The sequence below is a fragment of the Leptotrichia sp. oral taxon 221 genome (genome assembly GCF_018128245.1).
Taxonomy (GTDB): domain Bacteria; phylum Fusobacteriota; class Fusobacteriia; order Fusobacteriales; family Leptotrichiaceae; genus JABCPH02.
On sequence record NZ_CP072378.1, the window covers coordinates 1,913,152 to 1,935,798 of the forward strand.

The 22,647-nt window shown below is 27.6% G+C and carries 24 protein-coding genes and 6 tRNA genes; 2 read left to right on the plus strand and 28 right to left on the minus strand.

The annotated features are described in order from the left end of the window. Positions 1–12: 12 nt before the first annotated feature. The 10 genes from J4863_RS08595 to J4863_RS08640 all read right to left on the minus strand — a co-directional run bounded on the left by J4863_RS08595 (position 13) and on the right by J4863_RS08640 (position 6,789). Complete coding sequence (locus J4863_RS08595; protein WP_211618322.1) at positions 13–639, minus strand: MotA/TolQ/ExbB proton channel family protein; 627 nt, start codon at positions 637–639, stop codon at positions 13–15. Positions 640–915: 276 nt separating this feature from the next. Further along, positions 916–2,502, minus strand: a complete 1,587-nt coding sequence (locus J4863_RS08600; RefSeq protein WP_211618323.1) for a PAS domain-containing protein — start codon at positions 2,500–2,502, stop codon at positions 916–918. 321 nt (positions 2,503–2,823) lie between these two features. Beyond that, positions 2,824–4,542 (minus strand): phospho-sugar mutase, encoded by a 1,719-nt coding sequence (locus J4863_RS08605; protein ID WP_178937141.1) that lies wholly within the window; start codon positions 4,540–4,542, stop codon positions 2,824–2,826. 296 nt (positions 4,543–4,838) lie between these two features. Next, positions 4,839–5,198, minus strand: coding sequence for a YbaB/EbfC family nucleoid-associated protein (locus J4863_RS08610; RefSeq protein ID WP_211618324.1), 360 nt, complete (start codon positions 5,196–5,198; stop codon positions 4,839–4,841). Between the two features lie 177 nt (positions 5,199–5,375). Further along, positions 5,376–5,460: transfer RNA gene (locus J4863_RS08615), tRNA-Tyr, on the minus strand. Positions 5,461–5,475: 15 nt separating this feature from the next. After that, positions 5,476–5,551: transfer RNA gene (locus tag J4863_RS08620), tRNA-Thr, on the minus strand. Between the two features lie 37 nt (positions 5,552–5,588). Further along, a tRNA-Asp gene (locus J4863_RS08625) sits at positions 5,589–5,665 on the minus strand. 4 nt (positions 5,666–5,669) lie between these two features. Next, positions 5,670–5,745 (minus strand) — tRNA-Val (locus J4863_RS08630). Between the two features lie 10 nt (positions 5,746–5,755). Then, positions 5,756–5,830: transfer RNA gene (locus J4863_RS08635), tRNA-Glu, on the minus strand. 410 nt (positions 5,831–6,240) lie between these two features. Beyond that, on the minus strand, positions 6,241–6,789 hold the full coding sequence (locus tag J4863_RS08640; protein ID WP_211618325.1) for a hypothetical protein: 549 nt from the start codon (positions 6,787–6,789) through the stop codon (positions 6,241–6,243). 209 nt (positions 6,790–6,998) lie between these two features. Here J4863_RS08640 and sppA point away from each other — a divergent pair, with 209 nt between their 5' ends. Then, on the plus strand, positions 6,999–8,783 hold the full coding sequence (gene sppA / locus J4863_RS08645) for a signal peptide peptidase SppA (RefSeq protein WP_211618326.1): 1,785 nt from the start codon (positions 6,999–7,001) through the stop codon (positions 8,781–8,783). A gap of 100 nt (positions 8,784–8,883) precedes the next feature. On the opposite strand, the gene J4863_RS08650 is transcribed toward sppA, so the two are convergent. From J4863_RS08650 to J4863_RS08735, 18 genes are all read right to left on the minus strand, one after another. Continuing rightward, positions 8,884–9,246: a response regulator gene (locus tag J4863_RS08650; protein ID WP_211618327.1), complete on the minus strand. Its 363-nt coding sequence runs from the start codon at positions 9,244–9,246 to the stop codon at positions 8,884–8,886. A gap of 117 nt (positions 9,247–9,363) precedes the next feature. Beyond that, positions 9,364–9,831 (minus strand): thioredoxin family protein, encoded by a 468-nt coding sequence (locus J4863_RS08655; protein WP_211618328.1) that lies wholly within the window; start codon positions 9,829–9,831, stop codon positions 9,364–9,366. 109 nt (positions 9,832–9,940) lie between these two features. Next, entirely contained in the window at positions 9,941–10,603 is a 663-nt protein-coding gene (locus tag J4863_RS08660) for a tRNA1(Val) (adenine(37)-N6)-methyltransferase (protein WP_211618329.1), read from the minus strand. Between the two features lie 11 nt (positions 10,604–10,614). Beyond that, complete coding sequence (gene ricT, locus J4863_RS08665; protein WP_211618330.1) at positions 10,615–11,130, minus strand: PSP1 domain-containing protein; 516 nt, start codon at positions 11,128–11,130, stop codon at positions 10,615–10,617. A 230-nt stretch (positions 11,131–11,360) separates the two neighbouring features. Further along, entirely contained in the window at positions 11,361–12,542 is a 1,182-nt protein-coding gene (locus tag J4863_RS08670; protein WP_211618331.1) for an RNA-guided endonuclease TnpB family protein, read from the minus strand. Beyond that, positions 12,529–13,131: an IS607 family transposase gene (locus J4863_RS08675; protein WP_211618332.1), complete on the minus strand. Its 603-nt coding sequence runs from the start codon at positions 13,129–13,131 to the stop codon at positions 12,529–12,531. The genes J4863_RS08670 and J4863_RS08675 overlap by 14 nt, the downstream gene beginning before the upstream one ends. Positions 13,132–13,216: 85 nt before the next feature. Continuing rightward, positions 13,217–13,768, minus strand: coding sequence for a LemA family protein (locus J4863_RS08680; RefSeq protein WP_211618333.1), 552 nt, complete (start codon positions 13,766–13,768; stop codon positions 13,217–13,219). Between the two features lie 45 nt (positions 13,769–13,813). After that, positions 13,814–15,628 carry a DUF2207 domain-containing protein gene (locus tag J4863_RS08685; protein WP_211618334.1) on the minus strand — a complete coding sequence of 605 codons (1,815 nt, stop codon included), beginning with the start codon at positions 15,626–15,628 and terminating at the stop codon, positions 13,814–13,816. A gap of 83 nt (positions 15,629–15,711) precedes the next feature. After that, on the minus strand, positions 15,712–16,395 hold the full coding sequence (gene radC / locus J4863_RS08690) for a DNA repair protein RadC (RefSeq protein WP_211618335.1): 684 nt from the start codon (positions 16,393–16,395) through the stop codon (positions 15,712–15,714). A gap of 45 nt (positions 16,396–16,440) precedes the next feature. Continuing rightward, positions 16,441–16,517, minus strand: a tRNA-Arg gene (locus J4863_RS08695). A 122-nt stretch (positions 16,518–16,639) separates the two neighbouring features. Beyond that, on the minus strand, positions 16,640–17,014 hold the full coding sequence (rplQ, locus tag J4863_RS08700) for a 50S ribosomal protein L17 (RefSeq protein WP_211618336.1): 375 nt from the start codon (positions 17,012–17,014) through the stop codon (positions 16,640–16,642). 31 nt (positions 17,015–17,045) lie between these two features. After that, positions 17,046–18,014 (minus strand): DNA-directed RNA polymerase subunit alpha, encoded by a 969-nt coding sequence (locus tag J4863_RS08705; protein WP_211618337.1) that lies wholly within the window; start codon positions 18,012–18,014, stop codon positions 17,046–17,048. A gap of 30 nt (positions 18,015–18,044) precedes the next feature. Beyond that, positions 18,045–18,632, minus strand: coding sequence for a 30S ribosomal protein S4 (gene rpsD, locus J4863_RS08710; protein WP_211618338.1), 588 nt, complete (start codon positions 18,630–18,632; stop codon positions 18,045–18,047). 28 nt (positions 18,633–18,660) lie between these two features. Beyond that, positions 18,661–19,050, minus strand: coding sequence for a 30S ribosomal protein S11 (gene rpsK / locus J4863_RS08715; RefSeq protein ID WP_211618339.1), 390 nt, complete (start codon positions 19,048–19,050; stop codon positions 18,661–18,663). Positions 19,051–19,073: 23 nt separating this feature from the next. Beyond that, positions 19,074–19,439 carry a 30S ribosomal protein S13 gene (gene rpsM / locus J4863_RS08720; RefSeq protein WP_211618340.1) on the minus strand — a complete coding sequence of 122 codons (366 nt, stop codon included), beginning with the start codon at positions 19,437–19,439 and terminating at the stop codon, positions 19,074–19,076. 179 nt (positions 19,440–19,618) lie between these two features. Then, positions 19,619–19,732, minus strand: coding sequence for a 50S ribosomal protein L36 (gene rpmJ / locus J4863_RS08725; RefSeq protein ID WP_015770204.1), 114 nt, complete (start codon positions 19,730–19,732; stop codon positions 19,619–19,621). A gap of 26 nt (positions 19,733–19,758) precedes the next feature. Further along, complete coding sequence (infA, locus tag J4863_RS08730; RefSeq protein WP_006807623.1) at positions 19,759–19,977, minus strand: translation initiation factor IF-1; 219 nt, start codon at positions 19,975–19,977, stop codon at positions 19,759–19,761. A gap of 250 nt (positions 19,978–20,227) precedes the next feature. Continuing rightward, complete coding sequence (locus J4863_RS08735) at positions 20,228–20,956, minus strand: bifunctional 2-polyprenyl-6-hydroxyphenol methylase/3-demethylubiquinol 3-O-methyltransferase UbiG (protein WP_249111522.1); 729 nt, start codon at positions 20,954–20,956, stop codon at positions 20,228–20,230. Between the two features lie 205 nt (positions 20,957–21,161). Between J4863_RS08735 and J4863_RS08740 the strand changes: the two genes are divergently transcribed. Then, entirely contained in the window at positions 21,162–22,544 is a 1,383-nt protein-coding gene (locus tag J4863_RS08740; RefSeq protein ID WP_211618341.1) for an MATE family efflux transporter, read from the plus strand. Positions 22,545–22,647: the final 103 nt, after the last annotated feature.

Consider the following 22,647-nt stretch of genomic DNA (forward strand, 5'->3'; position numbering starts at 1 on the left):
TACTTTATAATTCTATTTTTTCACTCTTCCCATAATATGCAAAGCTGTCCTCTCCATTTCCAACGCTATTGCATCTATTCTTCTATTAAAGTAATTATAAAAAATTAAAGAAGGTATCGCTACAATTAGACCAAACGCCGTAGTATACAGTGCCTCAGATATTCCAGCTGCAACTATTTTTGAACTTTCAGCACTCGCAGATAACGCCGAAAACGATGTTATCATTCCCGTTACTGTCCCAAGAAGCCCCAACTGAGGTGCCGTATTTACAACTGCTCCTAAAAGCCACATTCCTTTTTCCAATTTCCCTGTTTGTGCCAAAACAGCTTCCCTTATTATTTCCTCAAGATACTCCCTCTCTGATTCCTCAATCTTATCCAACTCCAAATCTATATTTTCCATCGTTTTTGTAACAATTCTAGAAACCGAATCTCTTTTTGGTTTTACAATTTCGATAATCTTTTCCCTACTTTCTGTTTTCAACGCTTTAAACAGCTGTTTCCTATACTCTTTTGTAAATTCCCTCTCTTTCGTAGAAAAAATCCATAATTTTTCTAAAATTACTGCAACTCCACAAATAGAAGCCAGCAGTATTCCCCACATAAATATTCCACCTGCGATAAAATAATGTAACAACATCCGTTTTCCCTTTCTATAAATTATTTTGATAACAATAATATTTTATATCAAAAATTTATGTTAGTCAAATATTTTTTTATTCTACCAATTTTAAAAATAAAAAATGGAACTGCCAAATTAAATTGTACAAATAATAAAATTCCTGTTATCCTTACAACTTTTTTAGCAAGTTCCACAACTTTTTTAAAATTTATTCTAAAAATTTATCTAAATATTCTGATTTCTATTCTAAAAACAAAAACCTTTTACTATTACTTAGCAATTTATCTATAATAATTATTTTTCAGCTTCATTTCTTCTAATTTCATCAGAAATTTTTTCTATCAATTCGTCTAAAGGAAACCCACCACGCATTGAAATCATATCAAGTGTCGCAACTTTAGACATTATCATATATTGAATTGGATCAAGCAGTTTCTTGTATGTAGGCGATAATGTTGGCATAAATTCTCTTATGTAGGGATATTTATCTATTATTTCTCCTATTACTGTATTTTCTGTTAGTCCATAAGGATTTTTATTTTCTTCAAAATCTTTTTCATTCTCTTGATTAATTTCAGATTTTTTAGGTTTTTCCCAAGTTACAAGCGTTCTCTTTCCTTCAAGACTTCTTATTCTCGTAACATCTTGCATCATCTCAAGAACCCCTTTAAATGTACCATTTTCATCTCTCACAGCAACATAATAAATATAAATAAATTTCCCATTCATTTCAAGCCAAAAGTCAACTTCATCTTGCTCATTATTTCTAAATGCATCAATTATTTCCAAAACCGAAGCAACACTTTCTCTCGGATGACAGTTTTTAACATCTCTTCCTATAACTCCTGCACTTCTAGGAAAAATTCTATGTTTTGTATCAGTGTAAAACTTAACAATCTCATTCTCATCTACAAAAGACAAATCTACTGGCATATGTTGAAAAATCAAATTTATTTGCTCCAAAGTAAGTTTTCCTTGCTTAACATCTAACACATCAGACTTTCCTCCACCTGTATTCATATTATATTTTGAAAGAAGCCCAGCTAAATCATTCATAAAATTACCTGTTTGAGACATATTTTCATTCAAATTTTCATTTTCCTCAGCTTTTTCTTCTTTTTTCTCAGGCAAAAATCCTTTAGGCTTATCAATCAAGAAATATCCTATCTCATCATCTCCACTTCTCATATTCCTAAATTCTTCCTCAGTAATCATTTTAAGTGAAGTTGGAAATAAGATTTCTTCTTCCTTATGCATTATATCCAACGTCAATTCCCAAGCAATTTCCTGTTTCGCATAAAATTCTTCCATTTTATCTTCCATTAACAGTTTTCTAGCCTCACTTATATTATCCCTAACCGCATTATCAAAAGTCCACATTATTTTAGACGGTCTGTCAAATCCTTTTCTTTCTAATATTGAAAATAATTGATGCTGTTTTCTAGCCAAATGTGTCAAATTAAATGTATAAAGTTTATCGTAAAACTCCAGCCATCTATTTTTTATAAATTTCTTATTCAATTCTTCCTTCATTTCAGCAATCAACTTTCTAGCCGCTTCATTTTCCTTCAAATAAGTTTTTATCGGATGTCCCTCAGGCAACGAAGAGTCCTCTCTTTCAATAATTTCATCAAACAAATCAAGCACATCATTCATCTTATCATGAACAGTCGCATCATCAAATCCTAAATCTTTTATTTTCTGCTCAGAATAGGCAAACTCAGCAGGAGTTATCTTTTTATCTTTAAAAGTCTCCCTTATCAATTTTCTCGTAGTCTCTACATCAACATTTCCTTCTATATAATTTTTCTTAATTTTCGTCATTTTCTCAATCAAATCAAAATTTATATTCAAATGATCCTTCATATTTGCTTTTTCCATAAAACATATCACCTCATATTTCGTTTCTTCTAAATTCAATTTTAAAACTATCATAACTTAATTTTGTTTAAAAAATATTTGACTATAAAATTTTCTTTTATTCTATCATGTTTTTATTTCTAAAACGTGTAACTTATGGTACATTTTTCAAAAATATTTTCCATTACAAATAAAAAAACAGGAAAATCATTCTCGCTACAAGAAATTTCCCTGTTTTCATCTATTTATTTACTTCAATTCTTATTCAATTTTATAAACTTTGTATAAAATTTTTATTTTCTCTAAGTCTATCAAATTTCTCAAAATATTTACTTCAAAAAATTATAATCCAATAAATTTAGAAAATTCTTCCATTGTTTTATCAAGTTTAGCTTTGACATTTTCGTTAGAATCTGCATTTACGCTGAAATAGAATTTAATTTTTGGTTCAGTTCCAGATGGTCTTGCTGTAATAAATGTATTATCTTCAAGCACGAATTGTAATACATTTTCTTTTGGTAAATTAATTTCTTTTTCTTCACCAGTTTCCAAGTTATGTTCTTTGTGTGAGAAGAAATCTCTTTTAATTTTAATTTTCTTACCAAGCAATTCATCTTTAACATTTTCTCTCAAGTTAGACATCAATGCTGCCATTTGTTCAATTCCGTCTTTACCTTTCAATGTTACTGATTTAATTCCTTCTAAATAATATCCGAATTTTTCATATAATTTTTGCAATTCTTTGTAAATAGAAGTTCCTTTTGAGTGGTAATAAGTTGCCATTTCAGAAATAACCATTGAAGTTACCAACGCATCTTTATCTCTTGCATGAGTTCCAATCAAATATCCGTAACTTTCTTCAAATCCAAATAAATATGATCCTTTTAATTCTTTATTTTCAAATTGTCTAATTTTTTGTCCGATATATTTGAATCCAGTCAATGTTTTCATAACTCCAACATTTTTAGCAGGTGCAACAACATCAATCATTGGTGTAGAAACAACAGTTGTAATAACTTGTGCATCAGCTGGAATATCTTTTTTGTAATTCAATAAATATTGCAATAACAATAATCCTACTTGGTTTCCGTTTGGATAATACCATTCATTTTTGTCATCTCTTATCGCAATACCGATTCTATCAGCATCTGGGTCATTTGCCAAAATTAATTGTGCTCCAATTTCATTTCCTAATTTTGTTCCCAATTTAAATGCTGCCACTTCTTCTGGGTTTGCATAAACTACTGTTGGGAAGTTTCCATCTGGTTCAATTTGTTCTTTTACAACTTCAAAATTGTATCCAAAATCAGATAAAATTCTCTTCATTGGTCTTCCACCAGTTCCATGAAGCGGAGTATAAACAATCTTGAAATCTTCTTTTCCTGGAATATCTGTATGTATAGTTTGTTTTTTAATCGCTGCTATATAGTCATCATCAATTTTATGATCAAGTTGAATAATTAATCCTTTTTCTCTTCCTTCTTCTTCAGAAATAACTTTTATTTCTTCCAATGTAGAAATTTTATTTACTTCATCAACAATTGCTGGTGCATGTGGGTCAACAACTTGTGCTCCATCATCCCAATAAACTTTATATCCATTGTATTCTGCAGGATTATGAGAAGCTGTAACAACAATTCCTGACATACATCCTTTATATCTTACACCAAATGACAATTCAGGAGTTGAACGTAAACTTTCATAAATATATGCTTTAATTCCATTTGCAGCCATTACTCTTGCAGTATTTAGTGCATACTCTCTCGAACCTATTCTACAGTCATGAGCAATTATGATTCCTTTTTCTTTTGCCGCTTTTTCATCAAAACTCAACATATAATTTGCAAGTCCTTGAGTTACTTTTCTAATTACATATTTATTCATTCTATTAGTTCCAATTCCACGAACTCCTCTAATTCCACCAGTTCCAAAACTCAAATCTTTGAAAAATCTATCTTCTATTTCTTTTTCATTCCCTGCAATGCTTTTCAATTCTTCTCTGTCTTTTTCGTCAATAGCAGGCGAATTTAACCAATACTCATATTTTTCTTTGTATCCCATAGTAATATTTTCCTCCCATATTTTTATTCTAACTAAAAATTTCCTTCTACTATAATTTTACCACATTTATTAAATTATACAACCTCTTTTTATAATAAAATAAAATTTTTTTATTTTTGTAAAAATTGATAAATTAAATTTTTTACAAAAAAAACTGTTTCATAAATTTCTCATATGAAACAGTTTCTTACAATTAATTAATCTGATATTCTTCCAAACTCATCGGCTCGTTTTTGTATTGCTTTTACTTTTCGAAAAACACATAATATATACATTTTTTACAATATGATTTCTTATTAGAATAATCCTGGAATACTTACTCCACCAGTAACTACTTCCATTTCTTTTTCAGCCATTTCTTCAGCTTTATCTAAAATTTCATTAATAGCATTTACTATTAAATCTGATACGATTGTTGAATCATTTTCTTCAATTGCATCTTTTAATACATCTAAAGAAATAGATAAATCAACTATTTTCTTTTGACCATTTGCTTTTACAGTAATTCCTCCACCTGCTACTGAAGATTCTACAAATTTATCTTTTAATCCTTCTTGGATTTTTAACATTTCTTGTTGCATTACTTGAGCTTGTCTAATTATATCTTGTTGACTTCCTCCAGCTGATTTATTAGCTCCTTTTATTTTTCTAACCATATTTATAATTCCTCCTACGAAATTCATACATTTTATTTATAATATTTATTTATTTATTTATTTATTTTATATTTTATTTATTTCACTAATTTATATTTAATATCTATATATTTTTCTATTACTTTATATCATTTAATTTATTTACAAACTAAATTTTTCCCCTATATAATAAAAAAATGGTGGAGAGAGAAGGATTCGAACCTTCGAAGGCTGAGCCGGCAGATTTACAGTCTGATCCCTTTGGCCACTCGGGAACCTCTCCACAACATTATTAAAATGGTGCCGCTTGTCGGACTCGAACCAACCACCTACTGATTACAAGTCAGTTGCTCTACCAGATGAGCTAAAGCGGCTAAATTGTTAAGCATCTTTGTACTTTTAAAAAATTAATGGCGGAAGTGACGAGACTCGAACTCGCGACATCTTGCGTGACAGGCAAGCACTCTAACCAACTGAGCTACACCTCCATAATGGTGGTCACAACTGGGCTCGAACCAGTGACCCCCTGCTTGTAAGGCAGGTGCTCTCCCAACTGAGCTATGCGACCGTTTCTTGGTTGGTACGGCCTAGGGGGATCGAACCCCTGTTGCCAGGATGAAAACCTGGAGTCCTAACCACTAGACGAAGGCCGCACACTTTAAATTTTTATTCGTTTATTTTTCTTGCTTTTCCGTTTCCTCTTACGGACAAGAAATATAATATCATAATTCAAAATAAATGTCAACACTTTTTTTTGATTTTTTTATTTTTTTCAAAAAAACTTTTAAAAACGTATAAAAAACATACTTTGAAATCAAAAATCACACTTAATATACTCAACTCTATTTAAAATTAAACTACTAAAAATTATATAAATTTTGGAGTTGAATAAAATAGTTATAGCTTTTTGAGTTCAATTTTAAGGTAGTTTTACTACAATATACCAAAAATAATATATCAAAAAATACTAATAAAAAAATTAAGAGTAGAAAAAATTCCACTCTTAAAAAGACATTTTTTATTTTTAAATTTCTTTGTTATACTTTATTTGATAATACATCATTTAATTATTGTTGTGAAATAACCAATCTAAATATGCTTTTGTATTTTTTTCTGTTTCAGAATTAAGTCTTTTTGCACTTTTAGATTTTAATAAAGCGTTTAATTCACTTTCTGAAAGCATTTGAAAATCAGTTCTTTCATATTTTTTACCTTTTTTTATTTCTGTCCCTGCACTAAATACATAATCAACTGTAATGTCATAAGAATCAGTAACTGGTGTATTTTGATTTTTTCTACTGTTTACATAATATTTTTTCCCAATTTTGTAACTTAATACAGGATATTTTTCTCTGTCATAAGATTTCACATTGTCAATTGGTGTGTATGAAATTCTATATTTGTTTCCAACAGGTACTACATTGACAAGATAGTTAAATTTTCTGCACTCTGTTTCGTCTGTTCCTGGTACTTCAGTACAAAACCAATCTTTTTGATTTGAAACATAAATTTGTGCCTTTGATGAGAAAAAACTTTGCACTTCACTAGTTGTAGTTTCAGAAAAAGTAAATGTTCCCAAAATGAACATTAACATTAAAATAATTTTTTTCATAATTTAAACCTTCTTTCTTTTTGATAATTTTTTCCATCTCTATAGTCTTAATAAATCTTGATTTATTTGACATTCTGTTTTTTATTATAGCATATTTTAACAAATTCGTACATTCAAATTTTTTTATATTTAATCCTTTTGATTTTTTCAAAATATTGCTATTTTAAAATTAAAGTGCTATAATTTTTATCATTTAAAGGAGGTAATTTATGAAATTTTCTGATTTCTTAAAAAGATTTTTTCTATTTACTTTAAAAGAAACTTATTCTTTTTTCTTAAAATTAATGTTGTTTTTTTTAATAATTTTTATTTTGGGGTTATCGGTAACTTCTATAATAAATTCAAAAATTAAATCTGAAAGTAAACAAAAAAAATCTGATTATGTGTTATTTAATGTTTCACAAATTAGTGAGGATAAAGTACTTGGAGCATCATTTTTTAATGATAAATACAGTATTTCTTATTCTGATTTGCTGAATAGTTTGGATAGAATAAAAGATGATAGAAAAGTAAAAGGGATTATAATTGATTTGGATCAAACTAACTTATCATCGAGTAAAATTGAAGAAATTTCCAAAAAAATGGAAGAATTGAAAAAAAGTGGTAAAAAAATATATGCTTATGGTGCATACATAGAAAATAGTAACTATACTTTAGCTTCTGTTGCAAACGAAATTATTATGACACCATCTGCTTCAGCTAGTCTTTCGTTGATTGGTTATCAGTATTCTGATTTGTATTTAAAAAATTTATTAGATAAAATCGGAGTAAATATGGAAATTGTTAGAATTGGTTCTCATAAATCTTATGGAGAAAATTATACTAGCAATCAAATGTCGCCTGAACTTAAAGCTGATTTAACGAGAATTTTTGAAAATAGATACAATAATTTTGTATCTAATATTGTAAAAACTCGTAAAATTAATAGAGATTCTATTAATTCTGATATCGTAAATGGAAATACGGTTAATATGTCACCATTTACTGCTAGAGATAAAAATTTAGTGGATAAATTAGAAAGTTATCAAGATTTTATGGCTAGATTGGGTATTACTGATAAAAATATTTCTGATATTTATGATTATTATGATAATAATGTTAAAGACACTGAAATTAAAGGAAAAAACGGTACTATCGCAGTTATTTATGCAGAAGGTTCGATTGTTTATGATGATAACGGAACTCAAAAAAATATTATTTCCCCAAATAATATTTCTACAAAAATTAACAAAGCTCTTGAAATCAAGAATTTACGTGGTATCGTTTTAAGAGTTAACTCTGGTGGTGGATCAGCACTTGCTTCAGAAATTATTTATCAACAGTTTTCTAAAGTAAATGTACCAATTTATGTCTCAATGGGTGATACAGCTGCTTCTGGTGGTTATTACATCTCGATGGTTGGTTCAAAAGTTTTTGCTGATAAGGCTACAATTACTGGTTCTATTGGTGTTGTTTCAATGATTCCTAAATTATACAATGCACAAAATAAATTTGGTGTAACTTCAAATTCTATTTCAAAAGGTAAATATGCTGATATTAACGATAGTTTTACTCCTTTGTCTGAAGAATCGAAAGCAAAAATTTCAGCGTCTATGAATGAAACTTACAATGAGTTTAAATCGAGAGTTATTAAAAATAGAAAAATTAATGATGATAAATTGGAAGAATATGCTCAAGGGAGAATTTGGCTTGGAGATGAAGCGAAAAATATTCGTTTAGTTGATGATATTGCTTCTCTTGATGAAGTTATAAAAAGAATGGCTAATGATTTAAATTTAGGAGATAGTTACGGTGTTAGTGATATTTTTGTTGAAGAAGATTTCTCTCAAAAATTAAAAGCGTTATCAGCCTTTGTTTTGGAAAAATTCAATATAAAATCACAAATTAAAGAGACAATTCCTGAAAGTGAAAAAGTATTTGAAGATTATGAACTTGCTACAAAAAATGTTAATAAACCTTTATATTACTTGCCTTATAGCTTGAAAATGTATTAATTTTATTACATAAAAATTATAAACATTATCTCTTTACAAAAAAAATTCGATAATCTAAAAAATTAGTTTTATCGAATTTTTTTATTTCTGTTAATTTCAATTATACAAATAATTTTGATAATTCTTCCATAAATTCAATATCCGTAAATGGTTTTGATAAAAAGGCTTTTGCACCAGCTTCTTTTCCCATTTTCTGATAATTTGGAAACATCATCATTGTACTACAAAGCATAACTTTCGCATTTTTATCGTATTCTGTTATTATTTGAGTCGCTTTTAATCCGTGAACTTTTGGCATATTAACATCCATAGTCACAATATCTGGGTTGTGCATTTTGTATATTGTTACCGCTTCCAATCCATCACCAGCTTCATACACTTTGTATCCTTGTTCTTCTAGTATTTCTTTTATTTCTGCTCTAATAAAAGGAGCATCATCCACAACTAATGCTACTTTTCCCATAATAATTCCTCCATATTTATTAATTTTAATATTTATTGACCTAATTCTAGTTGAAAAAATAATATTTTTATAAAATAAAAATTGGACTTAATCAAAAATCCAATATTTATTATTATATTACAGAACCGATAAATAATCTACTAATTCTTTTTCAATTTCAGTATTGTATTTTCCTGTTCTAAAGTTATATTTTATATCTTCAAATTTTTCTGGTTCTTCTTCCATCATTTTTTTTACTACTTTTGGAAATTCTGACAAGAAAATTTCATCTGTATCATCTGTGTATCTTATCAATGTAGGAATTCTTTCTATATTTCCATATTTTAAATCTTTTGCATCCTCTTTTGTTTTATATTTAATTTTAATATTCGGATTCAATTCAGCAAATTTTTGCATAAACGCAATTATTGCACGACAATCTGGACAGTAAACTTGCGCTACTGCTATAATTCTAATTTCATTATGTATAGTTTTAATTTTCTTTAAAGTTTCGTCTGAAAAAGTAATTTTTTCCATTATTCTCAATTGTTTTCTTTCATACTCCTCATTTTGGTCATACTTTAAATAATCATTAAATGTTGACATATTTCTATCACCTCTTTTTAATTTTTTATCTTTTTGATAATTCGATATAGATACATTATAAACTAAAATATCAAAAAAATAAAGTCCTTTATCGCATTTTTAGCTACTTCTAGAGTTTTTCTAAGCCTATAATAATTTTTGAATTTTTTTTCTCACCTTTTTTTCCGTAAATAATTACCAAATCCTTCTTTTTGTATTGATTAATCTCAATCTCCAAAATATTCAACTTATTTTGATAAATATATGAAAAAATATCATTCAACCTATCATTTGGCACTATAACAAAAAATTCTCCTCCATTTTTCAATAACCTTTTTATCTCCAAAGTTAATTCTTCTAAATTCAATGTAATTTCATACTTACTAATTTTTTCTTCTTCAGTGTTAGGCATTTTCCCAGAATTTGTTTTCATGTAAGGCGGATTAGAAAAAATATAATCATATTCTCCTTCAAGTTCCTTCACGTCTGAAAAAATCGGAATAATTTTATCCGTCAACTCATTATTTTTAATATTTTTCTCAAGATATCTAAAAATTTTTTCTTGAATTTCCACAGCATCAATCTGAGAAATATTTTCCAAATCAGACAGCAATATTGAAATTATTCCTTGTCCAGCACCGATTTCTAATGCTTTTTTCACATTTTCTCTTTTTTTCAAAAATATCTTTTTAATGAATTTTGCTAATAATAAAGCATCATTTGTAATCTTTAACCCTTCATCTTCAATTACAATTTCTTTATTCACACTCTCTAATTTTTCGATATAAGCCATCTTTCTCCTATTTACCAGTAAATCTCTCTTCCATATTTTCCAAATGCACACAAAATTCTACCTTCATCATTTGATTTTATTTGATAAAATTCCACTCTCTTTTTAAAAGTTTTATTCACTTCTTTTACCAATTCCCTAAAGTCCAAACGATTTTCAGCAGTAAAATAAAATATCAATTTACTTTCATCAAAAGTATACTCACCTATAACTAAATTCATTTCAGGTAAAATTCTTTTCACGATTTTTTTACACTTAAAATAAGCTTCATCCGCTTTTTTATCTAAATCCTTCAATTTTTCAACTTCTGAATCGCTTAATTTCCTTTTAACCTCTCTTATTTTAACTTCATCTCTGTCTTCGTTATCCTCTTCAAGTTTTTTATCTGTCGTCCCCAAAACAATACCAATCTGCTCTCCCCTTATTGTATCTACTATTACATAGTCTCCCTTTTTGTAGTTTTTTTCATCATTTATCAAAAAAGGATAAACTTTTTTTGTTTTTCTAAATTTAATATTCATTATTTTCATAATTCTCAGAAATTTTTAAATTTCGTAACCTGCTACTAAAAATGTGTTAAATTATTATCAACACACTAGAATGTTGCTGATTCAACGAACATACTTTTGATAAAATATCTACTTGTATTTGTTTTTGCTCTCCACAGCCGTGAATTCCCGACTAGCCATCGGTACATATAATATATTCTGTTTCGCTAAATCGTAGCATTCTCCTTCTTTTTTTATTTAGAATATATTATTTATGTCAATATTGTATATTGTGTAGAATTTCTCAAATTAAGACTTGCGTTGTAGTCTCTATTTATTTCAATTCCACAACAGCTACATTTATAAATTCTATCTTTTAATTTAAAATCTTGTTTTTTGTTTCCACAGTTACTACATAACTTAGAACTCGGATAAAATGTGCTTACAATTCTTAATTCAATATTTTTTTCTTTGCATTTATTCAAAAGTTTTGTTCTAAATTCATAAAATTTTTGTTGTGAAATTGCCTTTGACAAATGCCTATTTTTCATCATATTAGAAACTTTCAAATCTTCTATTGTTATACATTTTAACTTGGTTTTTGTTAACATATTAACAACTTTATTAATATAATCATTTCTAATACAATTTAATTTAAAAAACAATTTAGCTATCACTAATTTTTGTTTTTGAAAATTTTTACATTCATAAAGATTTTTTTCCATTTTTTTGCAAGACAAATATTTCCTTGATTTTTTTCTTTGCTCTCTTTTTAGTTTTTTTTCAATTTTTCTAACTTTAAAAGTTTTATTAATATTCTTAAAAACTTGTCCATCAGAACAAATTGCAAAATCTTTTATTCCTAAATCAATTCCTATTCCTTCTTTAGTTTGTAAATTTTTCTGAATTGAATTTTTCTCAATTTCTTTTTTCATTTCTAAAATAAGCGATAAAAAATAACGATTTCCTTCTTTTGAAATTGTAGCACTTTTTATATTTGTATTTTTAGGAATATATCCATATTCTTTTAATCTTACAAATTTTAAAGTAGGAATTTTTATTTTGTGCCTATAAAATTCAAAATCAGTTTTATTATTTTTAAAAAAATAGCATTTTTGATTATTATGACTTTTCTTTTTAAATTTTGGAAAGCTCGATATTTTGTTAAAAAATCTTTTAAATGCTTTTTCACTATTCATTATAGCTTGTTTATTAGATTTTGATGAAACATCTTTTATCCAAGATTTATCAGGATTTTCTTTTATAAAAATATTATTTATATATTTTGAAAATTCAAATCCTGTAACAAATCTTTTTTCTTTTTCGTAAATTTCTTTGTTATATGCTATGTAAAAATTATATAAAAATCTTCCTGTCCCAATAGTTCTGTTAATTTTTTCAATCTGTTCAGCTGTAGGTTTAATTTCAATTTTTATTCCTTTATAATTCTTCATCATTTTTTATCTTTTTTTTATATTTTTTAAGTCCATCTATTCTATAAGAAAAGATTTGAATAATTGAAATTAAGTCTTCTACAAGTTCTTGCTTTGGTGATAAAGTTTGATTATTTACTACAATAATTTCACTTCCTTTTGATTTTAAAAAATTATCAAACCAACTGTAACCAAATCTAACAAATCTATCTTTATAAGAAATTAATATTTTTTGTTTTTTTTCAGAATATAAAATGGAATTAAATCCTTTCCTGTTGTAATCTAACCCACTTCCAATATCTGTTATAATGCTCGAAATAATATAGCCTTTAGCATTAGCATATGTTTTTAGAAATTCTACTTGATTTTTTAGATCATCTTTTTGATTTTGGTTAGAAACACGAGCATATATAATTACATCGTTTACTTGATTTTCAGCATTTTCTTGTTGAATACCCATAATATTATAATAATCTTCTTCTGTATAATATCTTCTATTTGTTGGGGTTCTACGTGCTTTTAATATGCCTTCTCTATCCCATCTTTGCAACGTATTTACAGTTCTCCCTATCATTTTACCAAATTCATTTGGCTTATATATTTTATTCATATCAATATAATAACATACTTTTAAATATTTATCAATATATTTTTAAAAACTGTTTTTATCTCCTTCATTTTCCAAAAATTTTTTATTAAAATTTCACTTTAATTTCTTCTCTTGCCATCTCATTTGCTTTAAACAACTCAATATTTTTGTAATTAAACATTCCTGCAAACAAATTTCCTGGAAACATTTGTATAGCTTGATTATACTCTGTTACTGTATCATTGTAAAACTGTCTAGCAAATCTGATTTTATCTTCTATTTCCATAAGTTGAGTTTGTAACTTTTCAAAACTCGTATTTGCTTTTAATTCAGGATAAGCTTCAGATATAGCAAAAAATTTCCCTAAAAGTTCATTTAATTGATTGTTTGCTTCCATTTTTTCTTCTGTTGTACTCGCTGACATATATTTAGTTTTCGCATTTGAAATACCTTCAAGAGTATCTTTTTCATGTTTAGCATAACCTTTTACCGTCTCAACCAAATTTGGAACAAGACTAAATCTATTTTGCATTTGTACGTCAATTTGACTCCAAGAATTTTTTACTCTATTATCTAAAATTACAAATTTATTTTTGTAAATTATCGCCAATATAGCTAAAATTACAATAATTCCTAGTATTATTCCTATTATTAACATTTTATCCTCCTAATTCTTTACAGAATTTATAAAAAACTATGTAAGCTAGAAAGCTCCTCCACCACCGTGTGAACCTCCTCCACCTGATGAACCTGAACTAAATCCTCCACCTCTTCCAGATGAACTAGAAGATCTGCTAGCAGCCACAGCACGACTTGCTTTTTCGTTTGTTTTAGTAACAAAATTTTCCAAATTATCAAATGAACTATGAAATTCTCTATTAAATACAGGAGAATACACAAAACCATTCGCTCCATCAACATTTTTAACTAATCCTGTATCAAGTGCTTTTTTATACGCCTTTACTACTTTTTTAGACACACCCAATGCTATCGCATATACAAAGTATTGCTCCCAAAGATACACTGATGTTATTTTTGCCTCTTCCAACTGAGAATAATCTGATAAAAAATTTTTAAATGCCTTCCATTTTTTTCTAGCGTCAATCAATTCTCTTTTTGGAATTCTAACTACACCAATCACACTAATCAAAATTACTTTTAAAATTACTGCAATTAAAATTAAATATGGATTTCCTTCATTACTTATTAATAAAGATAATCTCGAACTTGACATAAAAAAAATTATCGAAAATAAAATAAAGAACATCAAAGTAACACTTCCAAAAGTTTCATAGTTTAATTTTTTTTGATTTATTTCATTTTGAATCATTGATTTCCAATTTTCAAATTTTTTAGCAACTTTTAAAGGAACTTTATGAAAAAATCCAAAACTTTTTAAATCTACAGACTTTCCATCTCCAAGATCATTTATATAAATTTCCACCAATAATTTCTCTTGCGGACTCAATTTTTCTATATCTCCAGTTAAAGTTATTACAGTCCTTTCATTATCATTATTAAGAGTTAAAACTTTTTTTCTAATCAAATCAACAATAGTTGCTAAAATTGCATTTTTATAAATATTTTTTGTCATAAATCCAGCAACAATCGCAGGTGAAAAATCATTAGGCAATTCTCTCAAATATTTTCCAACTATTTCTTTTGATTTATTTTTTCTTCTAAATATCCCACAAATATACAATATCATAAATCCCCAAATAGAAACTAATCCACCAAATAGAAAATTTGATTTTTTAAAAAGTTTATTTTTAGTTTGTTGTCTTTTTCTCTCATTATTAGCAGAATCTGCTAATCTTTTTTCCATATTCAATAATTCTTGTTTCTCATTCAAATGGATTATCTTAGACTTATCATACTCTGAAAAAATTTCAGGTTCCATTAAAATATGTGCTTCTAAAAAATTTCCTGGAGTATAGTCATTCAATTTATAAATAACCGTATTCCCTACTTTATCAACTTCCCCTGTAAGCGGTCCATGTCCAAAAACCAAAATTTTTGAATTATCATAATTTTTATCCACAGGAATTGTAATTTCAACAGTCACATGACCTATTCTTTTCTGCCAATCTTGCCCAACCATTTTTCTATTCAATTGAGCTACATCATTATAAACTTTTATAGCTTCTGATAATTCATAAGAAAATTTAAAAATTCTAGTATTATTTTTATTTTTTGAATAAAGTTTCAATCGATACACTCCATCATTTTCCGTAACCTCAAAATTCGAAGCATTCACTTCTTTAAATTTATTTTCTGGATAATTTATATCATTTTCAAAAACTTTTAAAGACTTTACGCCACCATATCCTTTTGCATCAATATCAAAATATACTCCATTTATATCGCCTATTTTATAAGTCACAGCCTCATTTACAAGCATCGAACCATCTTTTCTCAAAACCGCTCTTACATCTAAATTTTTAATGCTGTAATTCGCCGAAAAACTTACAATTGAAATAACAAAAAATAAAAAAATTCTCAATATATATTTTTTCATAAATCACCATCTACTTTCAAAACCTATGAACAAATTCACATCACTCAATTTCTAGAAACAAAATAATTTATATACTACAAAATTCACAATAATCCCCCTTCTAAAAAACTAAAATATCCCTTCTCACTTATAATTAAATGATCCAATAATCGAATTTCTATTCTCTCAAAAGTATCCTTTAATTTCTGTGTTAAAGTAATATCTGATTGGGATGGTTTTAATGATCCCGACGGATGATTGTGAACAATTATCACTGATTTTGCATTGTAATCTAATATTTTTTTTACTAATTCCCGAATATAAACTGTGCTTCTATCCAAAGTGCCTTTAAATAGTTCCTCCTCCTTCAAAAGCTCATTTTGCGTATTTAAAAACAAAACTTTAAATACTTCTATATCCCTTTTTAGTAACGAATACTCTAAATAATTCAATAGTTGTACATTACTTGATATCGTTATTTTTTCATTATGAATTTTTTTATACAATTCCTTTTCCAAAATTTGAAATATCACTTTAAAAAATACTACAGTTCTATCTGTCACAAAACTGTTTTTCTTCAATTCATCTTCAGGTTGCTTCAATAAAGTATACAAATCTCCATATTTCCCCAATAATTCCTTCGCAATACCTTTGCAATCCTTACGCACAACTACATATGTTAAAAGTAATTCCAAAATCTCATAATCATGAAATCCTGCAATCCCCGACATAAGAAACCTTTTCCTCAAACGTTCCCTATGTCCAAATTTTTCATTTTTCCCCCTCATTTTTCCCCCAAGTCATTATAAAATAATTTTTTCTTTTAAAAAAAATGGCGCACCTGTGAGGAATCGAACCCCAAGCCTTCTGATCCGAAGTCAGACGCTCTATCCAGTTGAGCTACAGATGCAAATTAATTATTTTATATTAAACTTTTAAAGAAAAAACGGAGCTATCCATAAGCAAATTACAAATATTCGAATTTCAACTTATGGAAAAACTCCAAAATATAAATTTAGTAATTTAAAATTATTATACTAATTCGATAATAGCTAATTCAGCTGAATCTCCTCTTCTTACTGCTGTTTTAATGATTCTTGTGTATCCACCATTTCTTTCAGCGTATTTAGGTGCTATATCATTAAAGATTTTAACAACTGCTTCTTCATTTCTTAAGAAAGCGAATGCTTGTCTTCTTAAATGTACTCTTCTTGCAGCATCAGTTGAAGCATTATATTTTTTCCCTAAAGTTATTGCTTTTTCAGCGAATTTTCTTAATTCTTTAGCTCTAGTAAGCGTAGTTTCGATTCTTTCAGCTTTTACTAAAGAAATTGTCATATTTTTAAGCATAGCTAATCTATGATCAGTTCTTCTACCTAACTTTCTATATGATTTATTATGGTTCATCTATTCCTTCCCTCCTTGATACAAAATTATATTATTCTCCGGCTTCTTCGCTTAAATCGTAGCCTAATTCTTTCATTTTATCAATGATTTCATTTAGAGATTTTCTCCCTAAATTTTTAATTTTTAATAATTCAACATATGACATTGAAGTTAAATCAGAAATTGTATTAATATTTGCTTTTTTCAAACAATTATATGATCTTACTGTGAAATCTAATTCTTCAATCTTCATATCTTCAATATTATTTTCTACTTCAGTATTAGTTTCTGTAGTTTCGTCTTCACTACCTCTAAATTTATTCATACTATTTCCAATATTAGTAAATGGTTTAATATGAGCTGTCAATAAATCTACTGCATATGATAATGCATCATGAATTTCAATACTACCATCTGTAGTTACTTCTAATTCTAATTTATCATAATTTGTAACTCTTCCTACCATTGTATCTTCAACAGTATAATTAACTTTTCTAATAGGTGTATATATAGCATCTACTGCTAAATACCCTATTGGCCATCCTTCAGTGTCAATTTCATCAGAAACTACAAATCCTTCACCAGAATCTACTAAAAATTCCATATCAACTTCTCTATCGGTAGTAACCGTAGCAATAACTTGGTCTGGATTTATAATTTTCACTCCAGGCTCTGTTTTAATATCAGCTGCCGTTATAACTTTAGGTCCTTTAACAGAAAGTGTCATTTTTTTCTCACCTGGCTCATCTGCTTCTACTACTATTTCTTTTACATTTAAAATAATATCAGTTACAGCTTCTTTTACACCTTCCATTGTAGAAAATTCATTTAAAACACCTTCTATTTTGATTCCTTTTATGGCAGAACCTGGTATTGATGATAATAATATTCTTCTTAAAGCATTTCCAATAGTGTTACCATAACCTCTGTATAAAGGTTCTAGTATATATTTAGCTGAATAATCGCTTTCTTTTTCTTCTGTTAATTTAACATCTTTAGCTATTTTTTCAATTTTTAACAAGCTAATTCATCTCCTTGGATTAAAATATTATTATCTAGAATAGAACTCGATAATCATCGCTTCGTCGATTTCAAAATCAACAGCATCTCTTCCTGGATTTTCTAAAACTTTACCAGTTAAAGTTCCTTCTTCTAAAGATAACCATCCTGGAACTGTTTTTTGTCCAACAGATTCTTTAATTACAGATAATTCTTTTGAATTTTCTTTAACAGTAATTACATCACCTTGTTTTACTCTGTATGAAGCGATGTCTACTCTTTTTCCATTAATTAAAATATGTCCATGACTAACTATTTGTCTAGCTTGTCTTCTAGTTGAACCGAATCCTAATCTATAGATTACGTTATCTAATCTTCTTTCTAAGTATTGAAGTAATAATACCCCTGTTACTCCTTCTTTTCTTGTTGCTTCTTCATATAATTTATGGAATTGTTTTTCTTGTACTCCATAAACAAATCTTGCTCTTTGTTTTTCTCTTAACTGTGTTCCATATTCAGTTAATTTTCTATTTGCATTTGGTCTAATATTTCTATTTGATTTTTTGTTTACTCCTAAAACACTAGGATCTAAACCAAGATTTCTACATCTTTTTAAAACCGGCTGTCTATCTCTTGCCATTTATCTATTTCCTCCTTAGTTTATAAAATTACGGTCTTCTCTTTTTAGGCGGTCTAGCACCATTGTGAGGTACTGGAGTAATGTCAACTATTCTAGTTACTTCTAATCCAGTCGCTTGGATTGATCTTATAGAAGCTTCTCTTCCTGATCCTGGTCCTTTAATTTTAACTTCGATTTGTTTCATTCCGTTTTCGATTGCAACTTGTGCTGCTTGTTCAGCTGCTATTTGAGCTGCAAATGGAGTTCCTTTTTTAGTTCCTTTGAACCCTGAAGTTCCTCCTGATTTCCAAATTACTACTTTTCCTTCTGCATCTGTAATAGTTACAACAGTATTATTGAAAGTAGAGTGTATATATGCTATTCCATTAGGAATGTTTTTTAATTTTTTCTTTTTTGAAACTGCTGGTTTTTTAGCCACTTATGGTTTCCTCCTTAACTTAATTATTTTTTCTTAGCAACTGCCATTTTAACTGGCCCTTTTCTTGTTCTTGCATTTGTTTTAGTTTTTTGTCCTCTTACAGGTAATCCATTTCTATGTCTTAATCCTCTGTAACTCTTAATGTCAAGTAATCTTTTTATATTAAGTCTAATTTCTTTTCTTAATTCTCCTTCAACTTTATATTCTTCTACAAAGTTTCTGATTTGTGCTACTTGTTCTTCAGTTAAATCTTTAACTCTGATGTTTTTATCAACACCTGCTTTTTCTAAAATTTTGTTTGAAGTACTTTTCCCGATTCCAAAGATATAAGTTAATGAAATTTCAACTCTTTTATTTCTTGGAATATCAACTCCTGCTATTCTAGCCAAATTCGTTCCTCCTCATTTTTTTGATATTTTTAAATCTTCTTCAATATGCCCTTACATAAGTTTTATAAGGAATAAGCTCTACAGCCAAACATACTTTTACAATTTTTACCTTCAATATCTTTTATAATATAAGTATATCTAATAAAAATCTTTATAGTTTGTTTATTTGTCAATCTTAATTATCCTTGTATTTGCTTATGTTTAGGGTTTTCGCATATTACTCTTACTTTCCCGTGACGTTTAACGATTTTACATTTGTCACAAATAGGTTTTACTGAAGCTTTTACTTTCACTAAAAACCCTCCTTTCAAATACTAGTTTATTTTTTTCTGTAAACTATTCTACCTCTTGATAAATCATACGGTGAAACTTCTACCGTTACTTTATCACCAGGTAAAATTTTGATGTAATTCATTCTCATTTTTCCTGAGATATGTCCTAACACTTCGTGACCATTTTCCAATCTTACTTGGAACATAGCGTTTGGTAAGGCTTCTAAAATTTCACCTTCCAACTCTAAAACATCTTGTTTTGCCATAAAAATCACCTCAGATCCTTTCAATTATAACAAAATTTTTAAAAAATGTCTAGTTTTTTTGAACATTTCATCTTTTCAAATTGCTAAAAATTTTTTTAACTTCATTTGAAAAGTTTTTATTTTAAAAATTATGGTAAAATTAAATTCATAAAATCTAATTTTATCCATGTTTTTTAATTATACGATATTTTTGGGGATTTGTCTACTTAAAAATATTAAAAAACTTATATTTTTTGCTAAATTTGTAAAATTATTTTTCTCCTGTCACTACAACTGGCATCGAATTATTAGCATCAAATTTTGACTTATCAAATCCACCATAAATTTTTATATTTTTAAATCCTACTTTTTCAAAATAGTCTTTTAGCTCATCAAATGAGATGTTTAGAAGTATTTCTTCGTTTTCTATTTCGTTATCGAGTATTGTTTTGAAAATGATGTTATTTTCTTCATTTAGATAATAGGCCCTCTCAAATTTTACATTTTCATTTTCAATTAATGGAAGATTTCCAAGAAAATTATTTTCATTTTTATTTTTTATAAATTTTACGAAATTTATAATTTGAATTATTATTTTCCCACCAATATTTAATTGTTTGTAGGATTTTTCTAGAAATTCGTAGATTTCTTTTTTGTCGTTTAAATGTGGCAATGCATTTCCTATATTTATTATTGTGTCAAATTTTGAGAATTTATCAATATTTAGCATATTTTCATTTAAAATTTTAATTCCCTTTTCAGATGCTTTTTTTATAAGTCTTTCATTTAAATCAATTGAAGTCAAATCCATACCTTTTTCACTCAAATATTTTGTCACTTTTCCTGTTCCTGCTCCAACATCTAATATTTTTTTACCTTTTACTTCTTCATCCAAAAATTTTTTCTGCATTGGTGACAATGGAAAAATATAGTCGTATTTATCTGCAATTGTATCATTAAACTTTTTCATACTTTTTTCATTTTCGATTTTTTTTAACATAAACTCAGCTCCTTTTTAATTTTATTTTTTCAAATATATTATACTTTTTTTATTGATAAAAATGCAATATTTCTCTTTACAAAGTAAAAAAAAATTTGCTATAATGTTTAGAAGTGAATAATACAGCCGTATTTTTATAACAATGACGTGCAGTATTATTTTTATTTTTTTAAAAATAAATAATTTATAGAAAGGAAAATTTTTAATGACTTTAACGAAAAGAAAAAGACCAGAAAACAAAATGGGGACTATGCCCATTAATAAACTTATAATTAATATGTCACTGCCTCTTATAACTTCGATGTTTGTACAGGCTTTTTATAATATTGTAGATAGCCTTTTTGTGGCTAGAATTAACGAGGATGCTCTTACTGCCGTTTCAATGTCGTTTCCTGCTCAAAATCTTATGATTTCAGCTGGAGTTGGTGTTGGAGTTGGGATAACTGCTTTGATTGCTCGATATTTAGGAGCTCATGATGAAAAAGGGATAACTCGTGTTGTACATAATGGGATTTTCTTAGGGATTTTAAATTCTATTTTGTTTGCACTTTTTGGAATATTTTTGGCAAAATTTTATTTTGAATTTCAAAAAGCTTCAGGAATTATTGAAACATACGGAATCCAATATTTGAGTATTTGTTCTATTTTTGCGTTTTCAATTATTATGGAAATTACTTTTGAGAGAATGCTTATTGCGTCGGGGAAAACGATTTATACGATGATTACTCAAAGTACAGGAGCTATCATAAATATTATTTTTGATCCGATTTTTATCTTTGGACTTTTTGGATTTCCAAAAATGGGAATTGTTGGAGCGGCTGTAGCTACAATTTTTGGACAAACTGTAGCAATGTTTATGGCTTTATATTTTAATGTTGTAAAAAATCATGAAGTTCGTATTTCTATTAAGAAATTTGCAGTGGATTTTAAAACAATTGTTAATATTTATGAAATTGGATTTCCATCAATAGTTATGCAATCTGCAGCATCATTTATGATATTCCAGCTAAATAATCTTTTAGCTTCGTTTTCTACGACGGCAACAGCGGTTTTAGGAGTGTATTTTAAATTACAAAGTTTTGTTATCTTACCAGTTTTTGGATTGAATAATTCAGTTATTTCCATTGTTTCATACAACTACGGTGCTGGGAAAATAAAAAGACTTTTGAAAACTGTGAAAGTTGCAAATATTTATGCATTTAGTATTATGCTTGCTGGATTTGTGCTTTGCCAGATTTTGCCAGTTCAAATTTTGAAAATATTTGATGCGTCAGACAATATGCTTGCGATTGGAGTTCCTGCACTTAGAATAATAAGTTTTTCATTCCTTATCGCACCTTTTTCAATTGTTTCGAGCGGGACTTTCCAATCTTTAGGTAAAGGTACATTTAGTCTTATTATTTCACTAATTCGTCAATTAATTGTAATTCTTCCACTTTCATATTTACTTTCTAGAGTAATGGGAATGAAAGGTGTTTGGATTGCTTTTCCGATAGCAGAAATTGTTGCTGGAATTTTAACAACTATTTATCTAAGAAAACTTTATAAAAATGAGATAATGAAGAGAAATATTAAACGTCATAGATAAAATTAGAAAAATAAATTTATAGAATAAAAAACGGTCTTTTAAGGATATAATATCTCCCATAGAGACCGTTTTTTTTTATTAAAATATCTAACTTTTAAAATAA